The organism is Polaromonas sp. AER18D-145, from assembly GCF_002379095.1.
Taxonomy (GTDB): Bacteria; Pseudomonadota; Gammaproteobacteria; order Burkholderiales; family Burkholderiaceae_C; genus Polaromonas.
Map to the genome: position 1 here is coordinate 173,124 of NZ_NBZV01000001.1, position 14,195 is coordinate 187,318.

At 65.8% G+C, this 14,195-nt stretch carries 14 protein-coding genes; 2 read left to right on the forward strand and 12 right to left on the reverse strand.

Translation table 11 applies throughout. From position 1 onward, the window contains the following. Position 1 precedes the first annotated feature (1 nt). The 4 genes from B7G52_RS00855 to B7G52_RS00870 all read right to left on the reverse strand — a co-directional run bounded on the left by B7G52_RS00855 (position 2) and on the right by B7G52_RS00870 (position 3,999). Positions 2-262, reverse strand: a complete 261-nt coding sequence (locus B7G52_RS00855) for a lipoyl domain-containing protein (protein WP_170954646.1) — start codon at positions 260-262, stop codon at positions 2-4. Further along, complete coding sequence (locus B7G52_RS00860; RefSeq protein WP_096695543.1) at positions 259-1,293, reverse strand: alpha-ketoacid dehydrogenase subunit beta; 1,035 nt, start codon at positions 1,291-1,293, stop codon at positions 259-261. The genes B7G52_RS00855 and B7G52_RS00860 overlap by 4 nt, the downstream gene beginning before the upstream one ends. Positions 1,294-1,313: 20 nt before the next feature. After that, the gene (locus tag B7G52_RS00865) at positions 1,314-2,321 is read right to left on the reverse strand and encodes a thiamine pyrophosphate-dependent dehydrogenase E1 component subunit alpha (protein WP_096695544.1); all 1,008 of its coding nucleotides are present in this window, start codon (positions 2,319-2,321) and stop codon (positions 1,314-1,316) included. A 208-nt stretch (positions 2,322-2,529) separates the two neighbouring features. Beyond that, a complete protein-coding gene (locus B7G52_RS00870; protein ID WP_096695545.1) occupies positions 2,530-3,999 on the reverse strand; it encodes a bifunctional aminoglycoside phosphotransferase/ATP-binding protein in 1,470 nt (489 codons plus the stop codon). 173 nt (positions 4,000-4,172) lie between these two features. Between B7G52_RS00870 and B7G52_RS00875 the strand changes: the two genes are divergently transcribed. Further along, a complete protein-coding gene (locus B7G52_RS00875) occupies positions 4,173-4,700 on the forward strand; it encodes a flavodoxin (protein ID WP_096695546.1) in 528 nt (175 codons plus the stop codon). A 31-nt stretch (positions 4,701-4,731) separates the two neighbouring features. On the opposite strand, the gene B7G52_RS00880 is transcribed toward B7G52_RS00875, so the two are convergent. From B7G52_RS00880 to B7G52_RS00905, 6 genes are all read right to left on the reverse strand, one after another. Continuing rightward, entirely contained in the window at positions 4,732-5,934 is a 1,203-nt protein-coding gene (locus B7G52_RS00880; RefSeq protein ID WP_096695547.1) for an efflux RND transporter periplasmic adaptor subunit, read from the reverse strand. A 12-nt stretch (positions 5,935-5,946) separates the two neighbouring features. Continuing rightward, complete coding sequence (locus B7G52_RS00885) at positions 5,947-8,328, reverse strand: ABC transporter permease (protein ID WP_096695548.1); 2,382 nt, start codon at positions 8,326-8,328, stop codon at positions 5,947-5,949. Positions 8,329-8,332: 4 nt separating this feature from the next. Beyond that, the gene (locus B7G52_RS00890; protein WP_096695549.1) at positions 8,333-9,058 is read right to left on the reverse strand and encodes an ABC transporter ATP-binding protein; all 726 of its coding nucleotides are present in this window, start codon (positions 9,056-9,058) and stop codon (positions 8,333-8,335) included. Positions 9,059-9,069: 11 nt separating this feature from the next. Further along, positions 9,070-9,498, reverse strand: a complete 429-nt coding sequence (locus B7G52_RS00895; RefSeq protein ID WP_096695550.1) for an Hsp20/alpha crystallin family protein — start codon at positions 9,496-9,498, stop codon at positions 9,070-9,072. 54 nt (positions 9,499-9,552) lie between these two features. After that, positions 9,553-10,206: a BON domain-containing protein gene (locus B7G52_RS00900; RefSeq protein WP_096695551.1), complete on the reverse strand. Its 654-nt coding sequence runs from the start codon at positions 10,204-10,206 to the stop codon at positions 9,553-9,555. 127 nt (positions 10,207-10,333) lie between these two features. Next, positions 10,334-11,323 carry a zinc-dependent alcohol dehydrogenase family protein gene (locus tag B7G52_RS00905; RefSeq protein ID WP_096695657.1) on the reverse strand — a complete coding sequence of 330 codons (990 nt, stop codon included), beginning with the start codon at positions 11,321-11,323 and terminating at the stop codon, positions 10,334-10,336. A 153-nt stretch (positions 11,324-11,476) separates the two neighbouring features. Here B7G52_RS00905 and B7G52_RS00910 point away from each other — a divergent pair, with 153 nt between their 5' ends. Further along, positions 11,477-13,228, forward strand: a complete 1,752-nt coding sequence (locus B7G52_RS00910; RefSeq protein WP_096695658.1) for an alpha/beta hydrolase — start codon at positions 11,477-11,479, stop codon at positions 13,226-13,228. Positions 13,229-13,279: 51 nt separating this feature from the next. Here B7G52_RS00910 and B7G52_RS00915 read toward each other — a convergent pair whose 3' ends face one another. Continuing rightward, positions 13,280-13,717, reverse strand: coding sequence for a phasin family protein (locus tag B7G52_RS00915; protein WP_170954647.1), 438 nt, complete (start codon positions 13,715-13,717; stop codon positions 13,280-13,282). 80 nt (positions 13,718-13,797) lie between these two features. Continuing rightward, positions 13,798-14,184, reverse strand: coding sequence for a TraR/DksA C4-type zinc finger protein (locus B7G52_RS00920; RefSeq protein WP_096695553.1), 387 nt, complete (start codon positions 14,182-14,184; stop codon positions 13,798-13,800). Between the last annotated feature and the right edge of the window lie 11 nt (positions 14,185-14,195).

Sequence of the window (14,195 nt, forward strand, 5' to 3'; positions counted from 1 at the left end):
CTCAGGCGGGTTTCAGCACAGCCAGCGGCTGGCCACGGCCAAAGGTCTCGCCGGTCGGTACGAGAATACGCTCGACAACGCCGGCGACAGGCGCCGCGATATCCATGCTGCTCTTGACCAGAATCACGCGTGCCACCGGCTGCCCGGCCTGAACCTGCGCACCCTCGGGCACCAGCCATTGGTCCAGCAGCGCCTGCACCTGCGCATCCACGCCTTCCCAGGCTTCATCCTTGAGCGTGATGTTCATGGGCAAAGCACTCATGCTGCTGCCTTCATCCGTGCGCCGATCAGACTGCGACAGGCGTCCACCAGCCGCTCGACGGACGGGATCACGGCCTGCTCGAGCGGCCGGCTGTAGGGAATCGGCACGCCGGGCACGCCCAAGCGCCGGATGGGCGCCTTCAGCACCACCCCGTCGAGTCGTTCCGCGACCAGCGCCGCAATCTCGCCGGACAGGCCGAAGTTCAGGTAGTCTTCGTCGGCTACCAGCAGGCGGCCGGTTTTGGCCACCGAACGGATGACGGTATCGACGTCCAGCGGCACCAAGGTGCGCAGGTCGATGACTTCGACGTCCACCCCCTGGGCCTGCAATGTCTGCGCCGCAAGAAGTGCTTTTTGCACCATCTGGCTGATCGTCACGATGGTCAGGTCCTTGCCCTCGCGCACCACCGCGGCCTGGCCGAAGGGCAGGGCGTAGGCCTCGGCGGGCACCGTGGTCGTTGCGCCTTCGTAGTACTGCATCCAGGGCAGCCCCATCAGGCCCTTGTGCAAAAAGACCATCACGGGGCTGTCGTCGCGGATGGCCTGGGTCATCAGGCCCTTGGCGTCGTAAGCGTTGGAGGGCACCACCACCTTGAGCCCGGGCACATGCGCGAACACCGAGTACAGGCATTGCGAGTGCTGGGCCGCGTCGCCGTAGCCGCCGCCTATGGCGGTCATCAGCACCACCGGCAGCTTGAGTGAGCCGCCCGACATGTAGATGTTCTTGGCCAGGTGGTTGTAGATCTGGTCCATGCAGACACCGAAAAAATCGACGAACATCAGCTCGGCGATCGGACGCATGCCTTCGGCGGCCGCGCCCGTTGCCGCGCCTATGAAGGCAGTCTCGGAAATCGGTGTATCCATGATGCGCTCCGGCCCGAAGCGGTCCAGCAGGCCGCCGGTGGCGCTGAAGATGCCGCCGTAGCGACCGATGTCTTCGCCCAGCACGAAGACCTTCTGATCACGTTCCATTTCCTGGCCTATGGCCTCGGCCACCGCCTGGGCCATGGTGAGTTTGCGTTCTGCAGTCATCTTGCATCTCCTTGGGTCGGTCAGGCAAACAGGTGTTCGGTCGCTTCTGCGACTGGCGGGTAGGCGCTTTCGCGCGCGAAGGTGAAGGCCGCTGCCACGCGCGCCTCGGCGCGTGCAGCGATGGCGGCGGCCTGTGCATCGTCAAGCAGGCCGCGCCGGCGCAGTTCGCTGCCCAAGGCAGGGATGGGGTCGTTCTTGCGCAGCTCGGCGACCTCCCCCTTGGGCCGGTAGACCTCGGCGTCGCCCTGGAAATGGCCCATGTAGCGGTCGGTTTTGACCTCGATCAGCGTGGGCCCGCCGCCCTCGCGTGCGCGCCGCACCGCCAGCGCGGCTGCATCATGCACCGCGATGGCATCGTTGCGGTCGACGGCGATACCCTCCATGCCATAGGCGGCTGCGCGGGTGGCGTTGGACACCACCGAGGTGGCCTGCGCCTTGGGTACCGAGATGGCATAGCGGTTGTCCTCGCAGACAAAAATCGCTGGCAGTTTCCATAGCGACGCGAGGTTGAGCGATTCGTGAAAGGCGCCCTGATTGGCGGCGCCTTCGCCGAAGAAAGCCACCGCCACGGCTCGCGTGCCGAGTTTTTTGGCTGCCAGCGCCGCGCCGCAAGCCGGCGGCAGGCTGGCGCCGACGATGCCGCTGCAACTGAAACGGCGCGCCGGATCGAACAGGTGCATGTGGCCGCCCTTGCCGCGGCCGAGGCCGGTGACCTTGCCGAAAATCTCGGCCGTCATGCGATCGAGCGGAACACCTTTGGCAATCGCGAAGTGATGCGGCCGGTGTGTGCCGACCACAGTGTCTGCATCGGTGAGGTGGGCACAGACGCCGACGGCAACGGGTTCCTGTCCGGCCGCCAGGTGCATCTCGCCGGGAACCGGTCCCGATGCGATGTCGAAGGCCAGGCCCTTCTGGATCTGTGGCGGCAGCTTGCCCTCCAGGTACACCTGCGCCATTGTTTCCTCATAGCGGCGGATGACCAGCATTGTCTCGTACATCCACAGCAGTCGTTCGGTAGTTGCTTCCATTGTGTTCGTCTCCTCGGTGGGTTGAAACGCCGGATTCACTCTAGTAGCCGACGGCAGGTGCGTCTTGATGAATCGCAAGGAAAAGCCAGCGGTCCAGCGCCGATGCGCAGTTCGCCAGTTGCGCTTAAGCCAAAAGTAATAGAAAGAAGCGGGCGTCCGCAGGGTGCTTGGGGATCGCGCAAGCGCACCGGTGCTCACCGGTGGAGGATCACGCAGGTTTGTCCGGTGCCATGGGCTGCACAAAAGAAAGCTCTTCCTCCGACAGTGGTTCGACGACTTCGCGCAAGTGTTCAAGCACGGCAACGTTGGCCTCCGAGGCATCGCCGCGACGGGCCAGCAGGCGTTCACGCAGCACGGGCAGGGGGGCTTCGCAGTGCACGATGGAAAACGGCACACCAAGGTCTTGTGCCAATGCGTGTGCCTGATCCCGTTCGATGCGGCGCGGGAAAGCGGCATCGAGGATCACCGGGTACCCTGCCTGCAGTGCCGTGCGCGCCAGGCCGAACAGCTGCGCATAAGTGCGCGCGGTGGTGTCCGCGCCATACAGGTCCAGCCCCCGGGCCTGCGAATCCTCCAGCATGCCCAGGCCGTACAAACGCTTGCGTTCCACGTCCGAGCGCAGCCGGATCGCGCCTTCCTGCTCGAGAAGGCGCTGGGAGACGTAGGTTTTGCCCGACCCCGGCAGGCCGTGCATGATGGACAGCCGGGCCTTGGCCGGCTGGGCCCAGGCCAGCGCTGTCGCCAGGTAGCGGCGGGCCGCTTTGCTGCCGCCGCTGCGCAGGTGCTCCACCTGGGCGCGGACCAGTGCCCGGTAAACGACGGAAAAACGCAGTGCAGGCAGGCCGGCATGGTCGCCTGTCCGGTCCAGCCAGGCATTGAGAAAGCGGAAGCACAAGACCTGTCGCTGGTGGGAAGCGAGGTCCATCACCACGAAGGCCGCATCGTCGAGCACGTCGATCCAGCGCAGTGCCGGGTCGAACTCGATGCAATCGAAGGCTGCGACATGCTCGTCAAGACGCACCACGTTGGCCAGGTGCAGGTCACCATGGCATTCGCGCACATGACCGGCCGCCTGGCGGGATGTCCACAAGGGCGCCAGTGCGTCGGCCTCCGCCGTTAACCAGGTTTGCAGCGCCGACAGCGCGGCGTCGCCGGCCAATGGCCGGGCACCTTCGAGCGCAGCCAGCGCGATACGGCGGCGCTGGTCGGCGCTGGAAAAACCATCCCTGGCAGCCGCGCGCGGCGCGCTCTCATGGAAATCGGCCAGCAGCGCGGCCAGCTGATCCACGTCCTTGTTGTCCAGGGTGCCGGCGGCGATTCTTTCGCTGAACAGCGCCCCCGGGGGAAAGCGGCGCATGCGCACCGCGTATTCCAGCACCGGCCCGGCACCGTCGATGTCGGGCGAGGCAGGCGTCCCGGTGATGTCTGTGACGCCCAGGTACAGCCCAGGCGCCAGCCGCCGGTTGAGCCGGACCTCTTCCTCGCAGAAATGGCGCCGGGCCTGCAGGCTGCTGTAGTCGACGAAGGGCAGGTGCACGGGCTTCTTGATCTTGTACGCGGTGTCTGCGGCCAGCAGCACCCACGAAATATGGGTCTCGATCAGTTCCGCGCCCAAGGCGCCAGCCAGTGTGGTGACCAGGGCGCGGGCGGAGTTCAGGGCAGCGTCAAGCATTGGCATCGTGCGCGCAGGTTAAGCCGTCCCGGTGGCGGCGGGCTTGATGTCCGTCAAGCAGTTCCGGGTCGCCGGTGCCGGGCTTTCTCCCGGCCCCATCTCGCAGCGGTTTGATGCACCTCAACGTCCACGCCCCGTTGCTGCCTATAGTTTTCCAACCACCCCCAGAGGAGAGACTGATGGACAGAATCCTTGTCGTCTTTTATTCCTACACCGGCACCTCACGTCGCCTGGTGCAGTTGCTGTGCAGTCAGCTCGATTGGCCCTCGGGCGAAATTGTGGAGGAGCGAACCCGTTCCGGCGCGTCCGGGACGCTGCGCTGTGTGGCCGATTCGTTGCTGCGGCGCCAGCCGCGCATCCGTTACCAGGGGCCGGATCCCAAGGAGTTCGGGACGGTGGTGTTGGTCTCTCCGATCTGGGCTTATCGCCTGGCCTCGCCGATGCGCAGTTTTGTGGCCGACCGGCGCGATGACTTGCAGCAGGTGGGCGTGGTGTCGGTGATGGGCGGCAGCGGCGCACCGAATGCCGTGGCCGAAATCGCGCACCTGCTGGGCCGTGCCCCCCTGCTGGTGACCGCATTCACCACGCGTGAGGTTGACGACGGCAGTTACGCCGGCCGTCTGGAGGCCTTCGGCCATGCCTTGCAGGCGGCCAGCAGGCAGGCCAGCCCGGTGCGTCCCGCCAGTTGGTCGCCTCTGGCCGGTTGACGCCTGGCGTAACGGTCGCCGCGACACGGCGTCAGGGCGTGCGGACGTGGACCTTGCTGCCGTCGCGGATGGTGGCGGGAGGGTAAACAATCACGGTCTGTCCCTCGGTCAGGCCGCTGCGCAACCAGGCCTCGTTGTTGTTGCGTGCGCCTACCTCGACCGGCTGCAGCCGGGCATGACGACCGTCCAGCCGGTAGGCCGCCATGCCCTTGCCATGAGGAAACAGCGCCCCCAGGGGTGCCAGCACGGCCTGCTCGATACTGGCCGTGACAATCCGGACCGACACCCGGAAGCCGTCGCCCATGCTGCGCCAGGCTTCGGGCGGGTTGCTGACGTCGATCAGCACGTTGACGCGCTGTTCTTCCACCCCCAGCGCCGAGACCTTGGTGAAAGCGGCCGGTTCCACCCGGCGCACCAAGCCCTCGACGGGCGGCCCGCCCCAGCGTTCGATCACCACGCGGCGCCCGGCCGTGGCCTGCATGGCGTCGGTGGTCAGCAGTTCGCTGATCACCTCCATCTGGAGGGGATCGCCAATGTCGAGCAGGGCGGCACCCGCGGCAATGTTGGCCTCGCTGGGCTGCGGCACGCGCAGCACCACCCCGCTGACCGGCGAACGCACGCTCAGCGGCCGGGTGCTGCTGCTGCCGGCAGCGGCCGGTTGCAGCGCCGCCGCGGCCTGGGCCTTTTCCTGCACCGCCATTTCACGCTCCGCGTCCGCCACCTCCAGTTCACGACGGGCGCCTGACTGGGCCAGCCGGACCGCATCGAGTCGCGAGGCCGACAGGAATCCTTCACCGGCCAGTTTCTCGGTACGCTCCTTTTCCAGCTGAGCCTCCTGCAGGGAAATTCTGGCGCGTGCCACGCGGGCCGAGGCGCGCTCCACCCCGGCAGCGGCCGCTTTCAGCCGCGCCGTCGCTTCGCGCGCACTGCGTTCATCAACCATCGACGACATGACCGGCGTCAGCACGGCCACGACATCGCCGGCGGCCACGCTGTCGCCCTCGCGCAGCACCATGCGTGCCACACGTGCGGCCACCGGCGCCGAGACGGTGTAGCGGTCCTTCAGCCGGGTGCGTCCATCCTCCTCGATGGACTGCTCGAAATGATCCTGTTTGACCGTCGCGGTTTCAACTTCCACGGGTCGCGGCGAAAAGGCCCAGACCAGCGCCGCAAGCACGGCGGCGCCCGCCGCGATCCAGAGCCAGGTTGTTTTCTTCAGTTTCAGCACATTCATTTCCCTGTTTCCCTATTCCCTTGTTTTGAGCGCAGCCACCATGTCCAGCCGGTCGATCCGCCGTCGCACCACCAAGGCGCTGGCCACGCCGGCGGCGACCACGCAGATGGCCGCCCAGGCATAGGTCCGCGGCTGGATGACCACTGGAAACTGGAACTGGTCAGATTTGAGCAGTTCCGCGACCAGATGCACAAGGCCCCAGCCCATCAGCATGCCCAGCGGCAAGGCAATGGCGATGCTGATGGCCAGTTCGCCGAGCAGCAAGACCGAGACTTCGGCGCGTGTGAAGCCCAGCACCCGCAGGCTGGCCAGCTCCCAGGTGCGTTCGGACAATGCGATACGCGCATTGTTGTACACCACACCCACGGCGATGACGCTCGCAAACAAAGTGAGAATGGTGCTCATTAGACGGATATTGCGTGCGCTGACTTCCTGCATGTTGCGCAGCAGGTTGGCTTTGCTGAAGGTGCCGGCCACGCGTGGCAGGCCCTGGCTGGCGGCCAGGAAGGCGGCTTCGCTGCCGCGCTGCAGTGCCACCGCGTATTGCGAGGCTACGTCGCCTTCGCGCATCAGCCGGTTCAGCGCGCGGCGCTCCATGTAGGCGTTCAGTCCCATCATTTCCTGTGCGGTGGCTGCCAGTGTCAGCTGCAGCGTCTCGCGGCGTCCTTCGAGCACTTCGGTACGCACCGTGTCACCCACACGCAGGCCCAGTTTGCTGGCCAGGCGGTCGGTCATCACCAGGCCGCCGTCGGGCAGGGGCACTTCCCGTCCATGGATGTCGACGATGCGCCGCAGCTCGGGGTTTTCTGCATAACCCTGGATGAGACCCCGCTCGCTGACCGGGCCGTTGACGAAACGCACCGGAACGTCGCGGGTTGCCTCCACCCCGATGACCCCGGGCATGCGTGCCACCTCATAGCGGGCCTCGTTGCCAATTGGGTCGCTCATCCACAGGATCACGTCGCTGCGCATGGCCAGGTTGAACTGGGTGTCCACAATATGGTCGATCGCGTCGCGTATGAAATTGCCCATCACCACGATGGCCACGGCTGCTGCCACGCCGGCAATGGACAGTCCGGTGCGCAGCGGTCGGCGCTCCATGTTGCGCAGGATCATCTGCAAGGCCGGCTTGACCCCCTTGACGCCCAGGCGCTCCAGCAGCGTGCGCCGGAAGTGCCCCGGTGCGGGCGGGCGCATGGCCTCGGCCGGTGCCAGGCGCACCGTGGCGCCGATGGCACTGAGCGTGCCGAGCACGGCTGTCGCCAGCGTCAGGCCTGCACCCACCATCAACAGCGATGGCGCAAGGTGGTGCTCGAACGTCGGAAAGTAGAAAAAATCAGCATACAGCCGCGTCAAGGCGGCGCCCAGCCAGTCGCCGAGCCAGATGCCCAGCATGAGCCCCAGGATGACGATCACCAGCACCAGCTTGAGGTAGTGCGCGCCTATGCTGCGATTGGGGTAGCCCAACGCCTTCAGGGCAGCGATCTGTTCCCGCTGTGTGGACACCAGCCGTGAGACCACCACATGCAAAAGGAAGGCTGCCACGCCAAGAAAGATGGAAGGCAGCACCGTGCCCAGCACCTGCTGCTCCTTGATTTCGGCGTCGAGCATGGCATGTGAGATCTGGTCCTCGCGGCCATAGGCTTCTCCTGCGCCGTAACGTGCCAGCAGCCGGCTCATGCGGGCAATCACGTCGCGCTGCGATGCCTCCGGCGCGAGCTTGATACTCACGCGGTTGAAGGCGCCCTGCATGTCGTAGGCCGCGGCCAGGGTGTCGCGGTCCATCCAGAACACCCCGAAGCCGCGCTGGTCGGGGCTGCCGCCCAAGCCGGCAAAAATATACTCTGGCGACAACGCAATGCCAGCGATCAGGAGGGTGCGCTGTTTCCCGTTGATCAGCGCGGTGAAGATGTCGCCCGGCTTCACGCCGCGCGATGTCGCAAAGCCCGCCGAAACCAGTACCTCGATGCGGCCGTCGCTACGTGCGACGGAGGAGAGCGCAGCCTTGTCAAGTGCCCGGCCGCGCGAGACAGTCACCTGGTTCATGCGCGGCAGCTGCTTGCGATCCACGCCGATCAGCTGGCCGAGAATGGGGTCGCTCACACCCGGAAGCCCGATGCGCACCACCTGCTCGATCGTGGTCTGCACGTCGGCCACGCCGGGCACCTGCCGCAGTGTTTCGACCAGGGCATTCGGCGCGCGTTTGACCGTGGCGAACACGTCGGCGAAGCGCGCCTGGGCATAAAACCGCTCACGCGCCAGGTCCAGCGAGTCCACCGCACTCAGGCTGGTGATGAAGCCGCCAATGCCGCTGGCCACCACCAGCGCGATGGTCAGGCCCTGGCTCCAGAGCAGGCGCAGGTCCCTCAGCAACTTCCGGTCCAGCGCTTTCATGGTTTCACCATGACAATTCTGCGGGGGTCAGGCGCCGCGAAGGAACTTCAATGCTGGCAATGCGCCCGTCCGCCAGCCGGATGACGCGATCGGCCATACCGGCGATGGCGGCGTTGTGGGTGATGACAATGGCCGTGGTGCCCAGCTCCTGGTTGATGCGGGCGATGACTTCGAGCACCAGTTTGCCGGTGGCATAGTCCAGCGCGCCGGTGGGCTCGTCGCACAACAGCAACTGCGGGCGCTTGACGATGGCTCGTGCAATGGCCACGCGCTGCTGCTCGCCGCCAGACAGCTGGGAAGGGAAGTGGTCCTGCCGGGGTGTCAGTGCCACCAGCGCCAGCGCTTCGTCCACCGGCATGGGGTTGCTGGCAATGTCGGTGACCAGTGCCACGTTCTCGCGCACGGTCAGGCTGGGAATGAGGTTGTAGAACTGGAACACGAAGCCAACGTGTTCACGCCGGTAACGCGTCAACTCCTCATCGGGCGCATCGGTCAGGCGGTGGTCCAGGAACTCCACCTCGCCGGTGCTTGGCCGGTCCAGTCCGCCCAAAATATTCAGCAGTGTGGACTTGCCACTGCCCGAGGCGCCCAGCAGCACCAGAAATTCACCCGCCCGCACCTCGAGATCCACGTCGCGCAAGGCGTGCACGGCAGTTTCACCGCTGCCATAGGTCTTGGACAGCGACCGGATGCGCAACACCGGGACGTCCGGCTGCTGCGCCGTGGTCATGCGTACAAGGCCTATTGAACCGCTATTTTCTTGCTCGCTGCCGAGGCCTTTTTAGGCAGCTCCAGGCTCAGGACACCGTCGGCGTACTTGGCCTGTACCTTGCCGTCGTCCACGTCCTGGGCCAGGCTGAAGGTGCGCGAGATATTGCCCCAGTAGCGCTCGCTGCGCAGGACCTTGCCACCATTGCCCTTGGTCTCTTTTTCACGATTGATTTCGGCGTCAATCTGCACCACGTTGCCGTCGATGCGCACGTTGATATCTTCTTTTTTGACACCGGGGATGTCGGCCTTGACCTGGTAGGCGTCGTCCTTCTCCGAGACATCGATGCGCATTTTGAGCGCCGGGGTCTCCGTTTCGAAAACTGCGGGGGAGAAGAAGCGGCGCATGGCCGACTCGAAGGAGTCGGTGAAGGTGGGATCCAGGACACGAAGATCGCTCATGATTGACTCTCCTTGAATGATTGTAAAAATGATGAAAGGAATGTGCCTTCCAGGTCAGGCACCGACTTCGAGTTTGTCCACGACGCGCGAAACACCGCGTGCCGAGAACGCGGCACCGACAGCCGCCTCGCGCTCCGCCAGCGAATGCACTTTTCCCCAGAGGGTGACGACGCTGCCTTCCACCTCCACGGTGATGTGTTTGGCCTCCCGCGCGGCCTGTCGCGTCAGGGCGGCAGTGATCTGGGCACCGACGTCCTTGCTGCTTGCGCGGGACTTGATGGTGATGCGGTTGGACAGGCCGCGCACGCCGGCCAGCGGCCGCACACACTGTTCGGCGCAGGCCAGCTGGTAGCTCCAGTCGACTTCGCCGGTGAGGGTGACCCGCCCGTTTTCGACGAGGACCTGGATCTTCTCGTCCGGCACCAGGGAGTTCAGCTGCAGGGCCGTGGCCGCTGCCTGCGCGATGTCGGAATCGCTGCGCTTGTGTTCAGCGGCCAGCCTGACGTCGAGTTCCACCGCGATGCCACGCACGCCTGCCACGCGGTGCACAGCCCGTTCCACCGCATGCTTTTCGGCATAGCTGTCGAGGTGGCCGGTCAGGGTCACCACACCGTCCCTGACCGCCACACCGATGCCGGTGGCATTGACGGCAGGATCCCACGCGAGCTCGTCAATGACGTCGGACTTGATGTGGGCATCCGTTTTCATGGAACTCTCCTGACTGTTGAGGGGATCTGAACGCGGCGGCATGGCGCTGCCAATGCGCTCAATTTATTCTTCTTTGCGCGGCGTGCATTGACATTGCTCAAGTCGATGCGGAACCCGGCTTCCTGTCTCAGGGCAGCAGAACCGCGGCGCCCTGGATCTGCCCTTCGCGCAAAGCCTGCACCGCTGTGTTGGCGTCCCGCAGGGAAAAAGTTTGCACATGGGTCTGCAGCGAGATGCCGGCCACGGTCCGGAAAAAGGCTTCGCCATCTTCGCGCGTGAGGTTGGCGACCGACCGGAGTACGCGCTCACCCCAGAGCAGGCCGTAGTCAAAAGCCGGAATGGTGCTCATGTGGATGCCGGCGCAAACCACGGTTCCGCCCTTGCGTGTGGCTGTCAGCGCGGCGGGCACCAGCGCGCCGACCGGGGCAAAAATCAGCGCCGCGTCCAGCCGTGCGGGCGGTGTCTCGTCCGAACCTCCGGCCCAGGCGGCGCCCAGGCTGCGGGCGAACGCTTGCCCCGCCGTGTCGCCCGGCCGGGTGAAGGCATGGACTTCCTGTCCCTGCGCCACAGCGATCTGGCAGACGATGTGGGCTGCCGCGCCGAAACCGTACAGACCCAGCCGGCGCGGCAGGGCCTCGCCCGCCATGCGCCAGGCGCGAAAGCCGATCAGGCCGGCGCAGAGCAGCGGCGCGGCATGGGCGTCGTCGTAGCGGTCGGGTAGGGCAAAGCAGAAGCGCTCGTCTGCGGCGGCGTATTCGGCAAAGCCGCCGTCCCGGTCATAACCCGTGAATACCGGCTCGTCGCACAGGTTTTCTCGGGCCATGGCGCAGAACGGGCATTCACCGCAGGCCCTGCCCAGCCAGGGAATGCCGATGCGCTGGCCGAGCGCAAAACGCCGCGCCTGGGGACCGTTGGCGGTCACCTGCCCCACCACCTCATGCCCCGGCACCAGGTTTGCGCGCCGGGCCGGCAACTCACCGTCGATGATGTGTAAATCGGTGCGGCATACGCCACAGGCCAGCACGCGGACCACCACCTCCCAGCCAATTGCCTGCGGCACAGGTTTCGACGCGGGCTGCAGTTTTGCACTCGAGGGATCGACCGTCATCGCGAACATGGCATCGGGCAGCATCCGGGCATGTTACGCAGCTGGCGAGGCCGTGGGCCGGGATTGAGGGGTTTCGTTGACCTTGCGCAAAGGCCGGGTGACGCTGGTACGGGACGATTCTGCTTTTGACTGACTGGCCGCATAGTGGCGCCGGAATTTTTCATGGCACTTTCCGATCCCCGCCCGCACGGGCACACACCGGCTCCGATGGACCTTCCGCTCAAGCTCGGGTTGGCCAGATTCACGCACGGCGTCTCCCCGGCCTCGGTCGCCGGGGCGTATGCCGACTGGTTCACGCACCTGCTGGTGTCGCCTTCCCGGCAGGCCGAATTGCTGGCCGACGCCCTGCGCAAGGGCCTGCTGTGGACGCAGTATGCGCCGCAGGCCTGGCGGGGCGACTGTGTGCGCTGCGTGGAGCCGGCCCCCCAGGACAAGCGCTTCTCGCCGCAGGAATGGAACCTGCTGCCGTTCAGCGCCATGGCCCAGGCCTTTCTGCTGCAGGACCAGTGGTGGAACGGGGCCATGACAGGCGTGCGCGGCGTTTCCCGACACCATGAAGACGTGGCAGCATTCACCACACGCCAGTGGCTGGACATGTGGTCGCCCTCGAACTTTCCGATGTCCAACCCCCAGGTGCTGAAAGAAACCCTGGCCACGGGCGGGGCCAACCTGGCCAATGGTTTTGCCAACTGGTCGCGCGACGCCATGGCGGTGCTGACGGAGGGCAAGCCACGCGGCGTGGAGGCTTTTCTCCCGGGAAAAGGGGTAGCGCTGACTCCGGGCAAGGTGGTCTTCAGCAACCGCCTGATCGAACTGATCCAGTACGAGCCGGCCACGGCCAAGGTCGATGCCGAACCGGTACTGATCGTGCCCTCGTGGATCATGAAGTACTACATCCTTGACTTGACACCGGCCGATTCGCTGGTTCGTTACCTGGTGGACCAGGGCCACAGCGTTTTCATGGTTTCCTGGAAAAATCCGGACAGCCAGGACCGGGACCTGGGGCTCGACGATTACCTGGAACTCGGGGCCATGGCCGCGCTGAAGGCGGTCGGCGAACTGCGGCCCGGCGCCGGCATTCACGCGGCGGGTTATTGCCTGGGCGGCACTCTGCTGGCCATGGCGGCTGCGGCCTTGGGCGCCCGGCCGCGCAACCCGCTGAAAACCGTGTCCCTGCTGGCCGCGCAGGTTGATTTTCACGAGCCTGGCGAGTTGGGGCTGTTCATCGACGAGAGCCAGATCGCGTTTCTGGAAGACCTGATGGCGGGAAGCGGCTATCTCGATGGCCGACAGATGGCGGGTGCCTTTGCCCTGATCAATTCCAAGGACCTGGTGTGGTCCAAACTCGTGCATGAATACCTGATGGGCGCGCAGACACCGATGACGGCGCTGCGCGCCTGGAACGCCGACGCCACGCGCATGCCCGCGCGCATGCACAGCGAGTACCTGCGCCGGCTATACCTGCACAACGACCTGGCAGAGGGGCGCTACATGGCAGGCGGCCGCGCCATCTCGCTGGCCGACATCAAGGTGCCGCTGTTTGTGGTGGCCACCGAGCGCGACCATGTGTCGCCATGGACCTCGGTCTACAAGATTCACCGCCTGACGCGTGCGCCTGTGAGTTTTGTGCTGACCTCGGGGGGGCACAACGTCGGCATCGTCAATCCGCCGTCCGGCACCGCGGCCCATCCCCAGGCCAGTTACCGCGTCGCCACCCATGCGGAAGGCAAGGCGCCTGCAGATCCGCAGGCCTGGCTGCATGGTGCGCCGCCGGTCACCGGCTCCTGGTGGCCGTGCTGGCACGCCTGGCTGCATGAACAATCAACGGGGCAGACCAAGGCTGTGCCGCTTGCCGGCCTGCGTTCGGCGGGCCGGTTGTCCGCCGCACCCGGCACCTACGTTCACCAAGGGTAAGGCGCGGCTTTTTGCACCCCTGTCCGAGGCACGGTCAGCGGGCGACGTGTGTCAGGCACGGGTTTGTGGCGCCGTGGCGGCGGGCTTTGGCGCAAAAAAGCCATTGCCCGAAGCGATCGCCACCTGAAAGCTTTCCATGGCCGATTTCAATGCGCCGCCCTGTTCGCTGTCGAGCAGGTGGGTGGCGCTGGCCATCATTTCGACCTGCGACTGCAGCGCCGCGGCCGTGATCTGTTGCCAGTACTGGGTGGCACCCTGCAAGTCAAAACTCAGCAGATCCGACTGGATGGCCAGCAGGTCGGCCGGCTCACAGTTTCCATGCAGCTTTTGCGCCGCCGCCTGGTGACGCAGGGAAGCCTCGTGGGCCGCCTGATGCTGGATGGCCCGCATGGCTTCGCTGCCGCGCAACAGGGCGCAAGCCGCATCGGTGGCGACGGCCAGTTGCTGGCGGCCGAGGTCGGCCAGAAAGCTGGCGGGGGTGGTGCCCATACCCGTGCTTTCGCGGGACGGGACGGGGAGGGGTGTTTTTGCACGCATGGGGTTCCTTTCGGGTGGGGACGGTTTCCGGTTCAGCGCCGCATCGCCATGGGACGCTCATGCTCATGAATGGCCTGGCATGTGGTGCACAGGGCCGCGGCGGGCCGGGCCGCGAGGCGCCGCAGATCGATCGCTTCGCCGCAGTCCAGGCAATGGCCGAAGCTCTGGTCGGCCAGGCGGCGGCGCGCCGCCAGCACTTCCTCAAGCTCAAGCACCGCGTGCCCCGCCTTGGCCTCATCGACCGTGGCCAGGGCCTGTTCCATGGCGACATCCTTGAAATCCATCACACGGTGCTGCCCGGTGCCACCGGCCTCATGGGGCTGCTCGGCGGTGGCGCGCAGGAGGGCACGCAGTTCGGTTTCGCGCTGCGCCAGAATCTGGCTGAAGCGCGGCATCAGGGTGCGGTCGTATGTTTCCATGGAGAACCTTG

Coding starts and splice junctions, on each gene's coding strand:
- B7G52_RS00855 (WP_170954646.1), bottom strand. CDS start 262: ATGAGTGCTTTGCCCATGAACATCACGCTCAAGGATGAAGCCTGGGAA.
- B7G52_RS00860 (WP_096695543.1), bottom strand. CDS start 1,293: ATGACTGCAGAACGCAAACTCACCATGGCCCAGGCGGTGGCCGAGGCC.
- B7G52_RS00865 (WP_096695544.1), bottom strand. CDS start 2,321: ATGGAAGCAACTACCGAACGACTGCTGTGGATGTACGAGACAATGCTG.
- B7G52_RS00870 (WP_096695545.1), bottom strand. CDS start 3,999: ATGCCAATGCTTGACGCTGCCCTGAACTCCGCCCGCGCCCTGGTCACC.
- B7G52_RS00875 (WP_096695546.1), top strand. CDS start 4,173: ATGGACAGAATCCTTGTCGTCTTTTATTCCTACACCGGCACCTCACGT.
- B7G52_RS00880 (WP_096695547.1), bottom strand. CDS start 5,934: ATGAATGTGCTGAAACTGAAGAAAACAACCTGGCTCTGGATCGCGGCG.
- B7G52_RS00885 (WP_096695548.1), bottom strand. CDS start 8,328: ATGAAAGCGCTGGACCGGAAGTTGCTGAGGGACCTGCGCCTGCTCTGG.
- B7G52_RS00890 (WP_096695549.1), bottom strand. CDS start 9,058: ATGACCACGGCGCAGCAGCCGGACGTCCCGGTGTTGCGCATCCGGTCG.
- B7G52_RS00895 (WP_096695550.1), bottom strand. CDS start 9,498: ATGAGCGATCTTCGTGTCCTGGATCCCACCTTCACCGACTCCTTCGAG.
- B7G52_RS00900 (WP_096695551.1), bottom strand. CDS start 10,206: ATGAAAACGGATGCCCACATCAAGTCCGACGTCATTGACGAGCTCGCG.
- B7G52_RS00905 (WP_096695657.1), bottom strand. CDS start 11,323: ATGTTCGCGATGACGGTCGATCCCTCGAGTGCAAAACTGCAGCCCGCG.
- B7G52_RS00910 (WP_096695658.1), top strand. CDS start 11,477: ATGGCACTTTCCGATCCCCGCCCGCACGGGCACACACCGGCTCCGATG.
- B7G52_RS00915 (WP_170954647.1), bottom strand. CDS start 13,717: ATGGGCACCACCCCCGCCAGCTTTCTGGCCGACCTCGGCCGCCAGCAA.
- B7G52_RS00920 (WP_096695553.1), bottom strand. CDS start 14,184: ATGGAAACATACGACCGCACCCTGATGCCGCGCTTCAGCCAGATTCTG.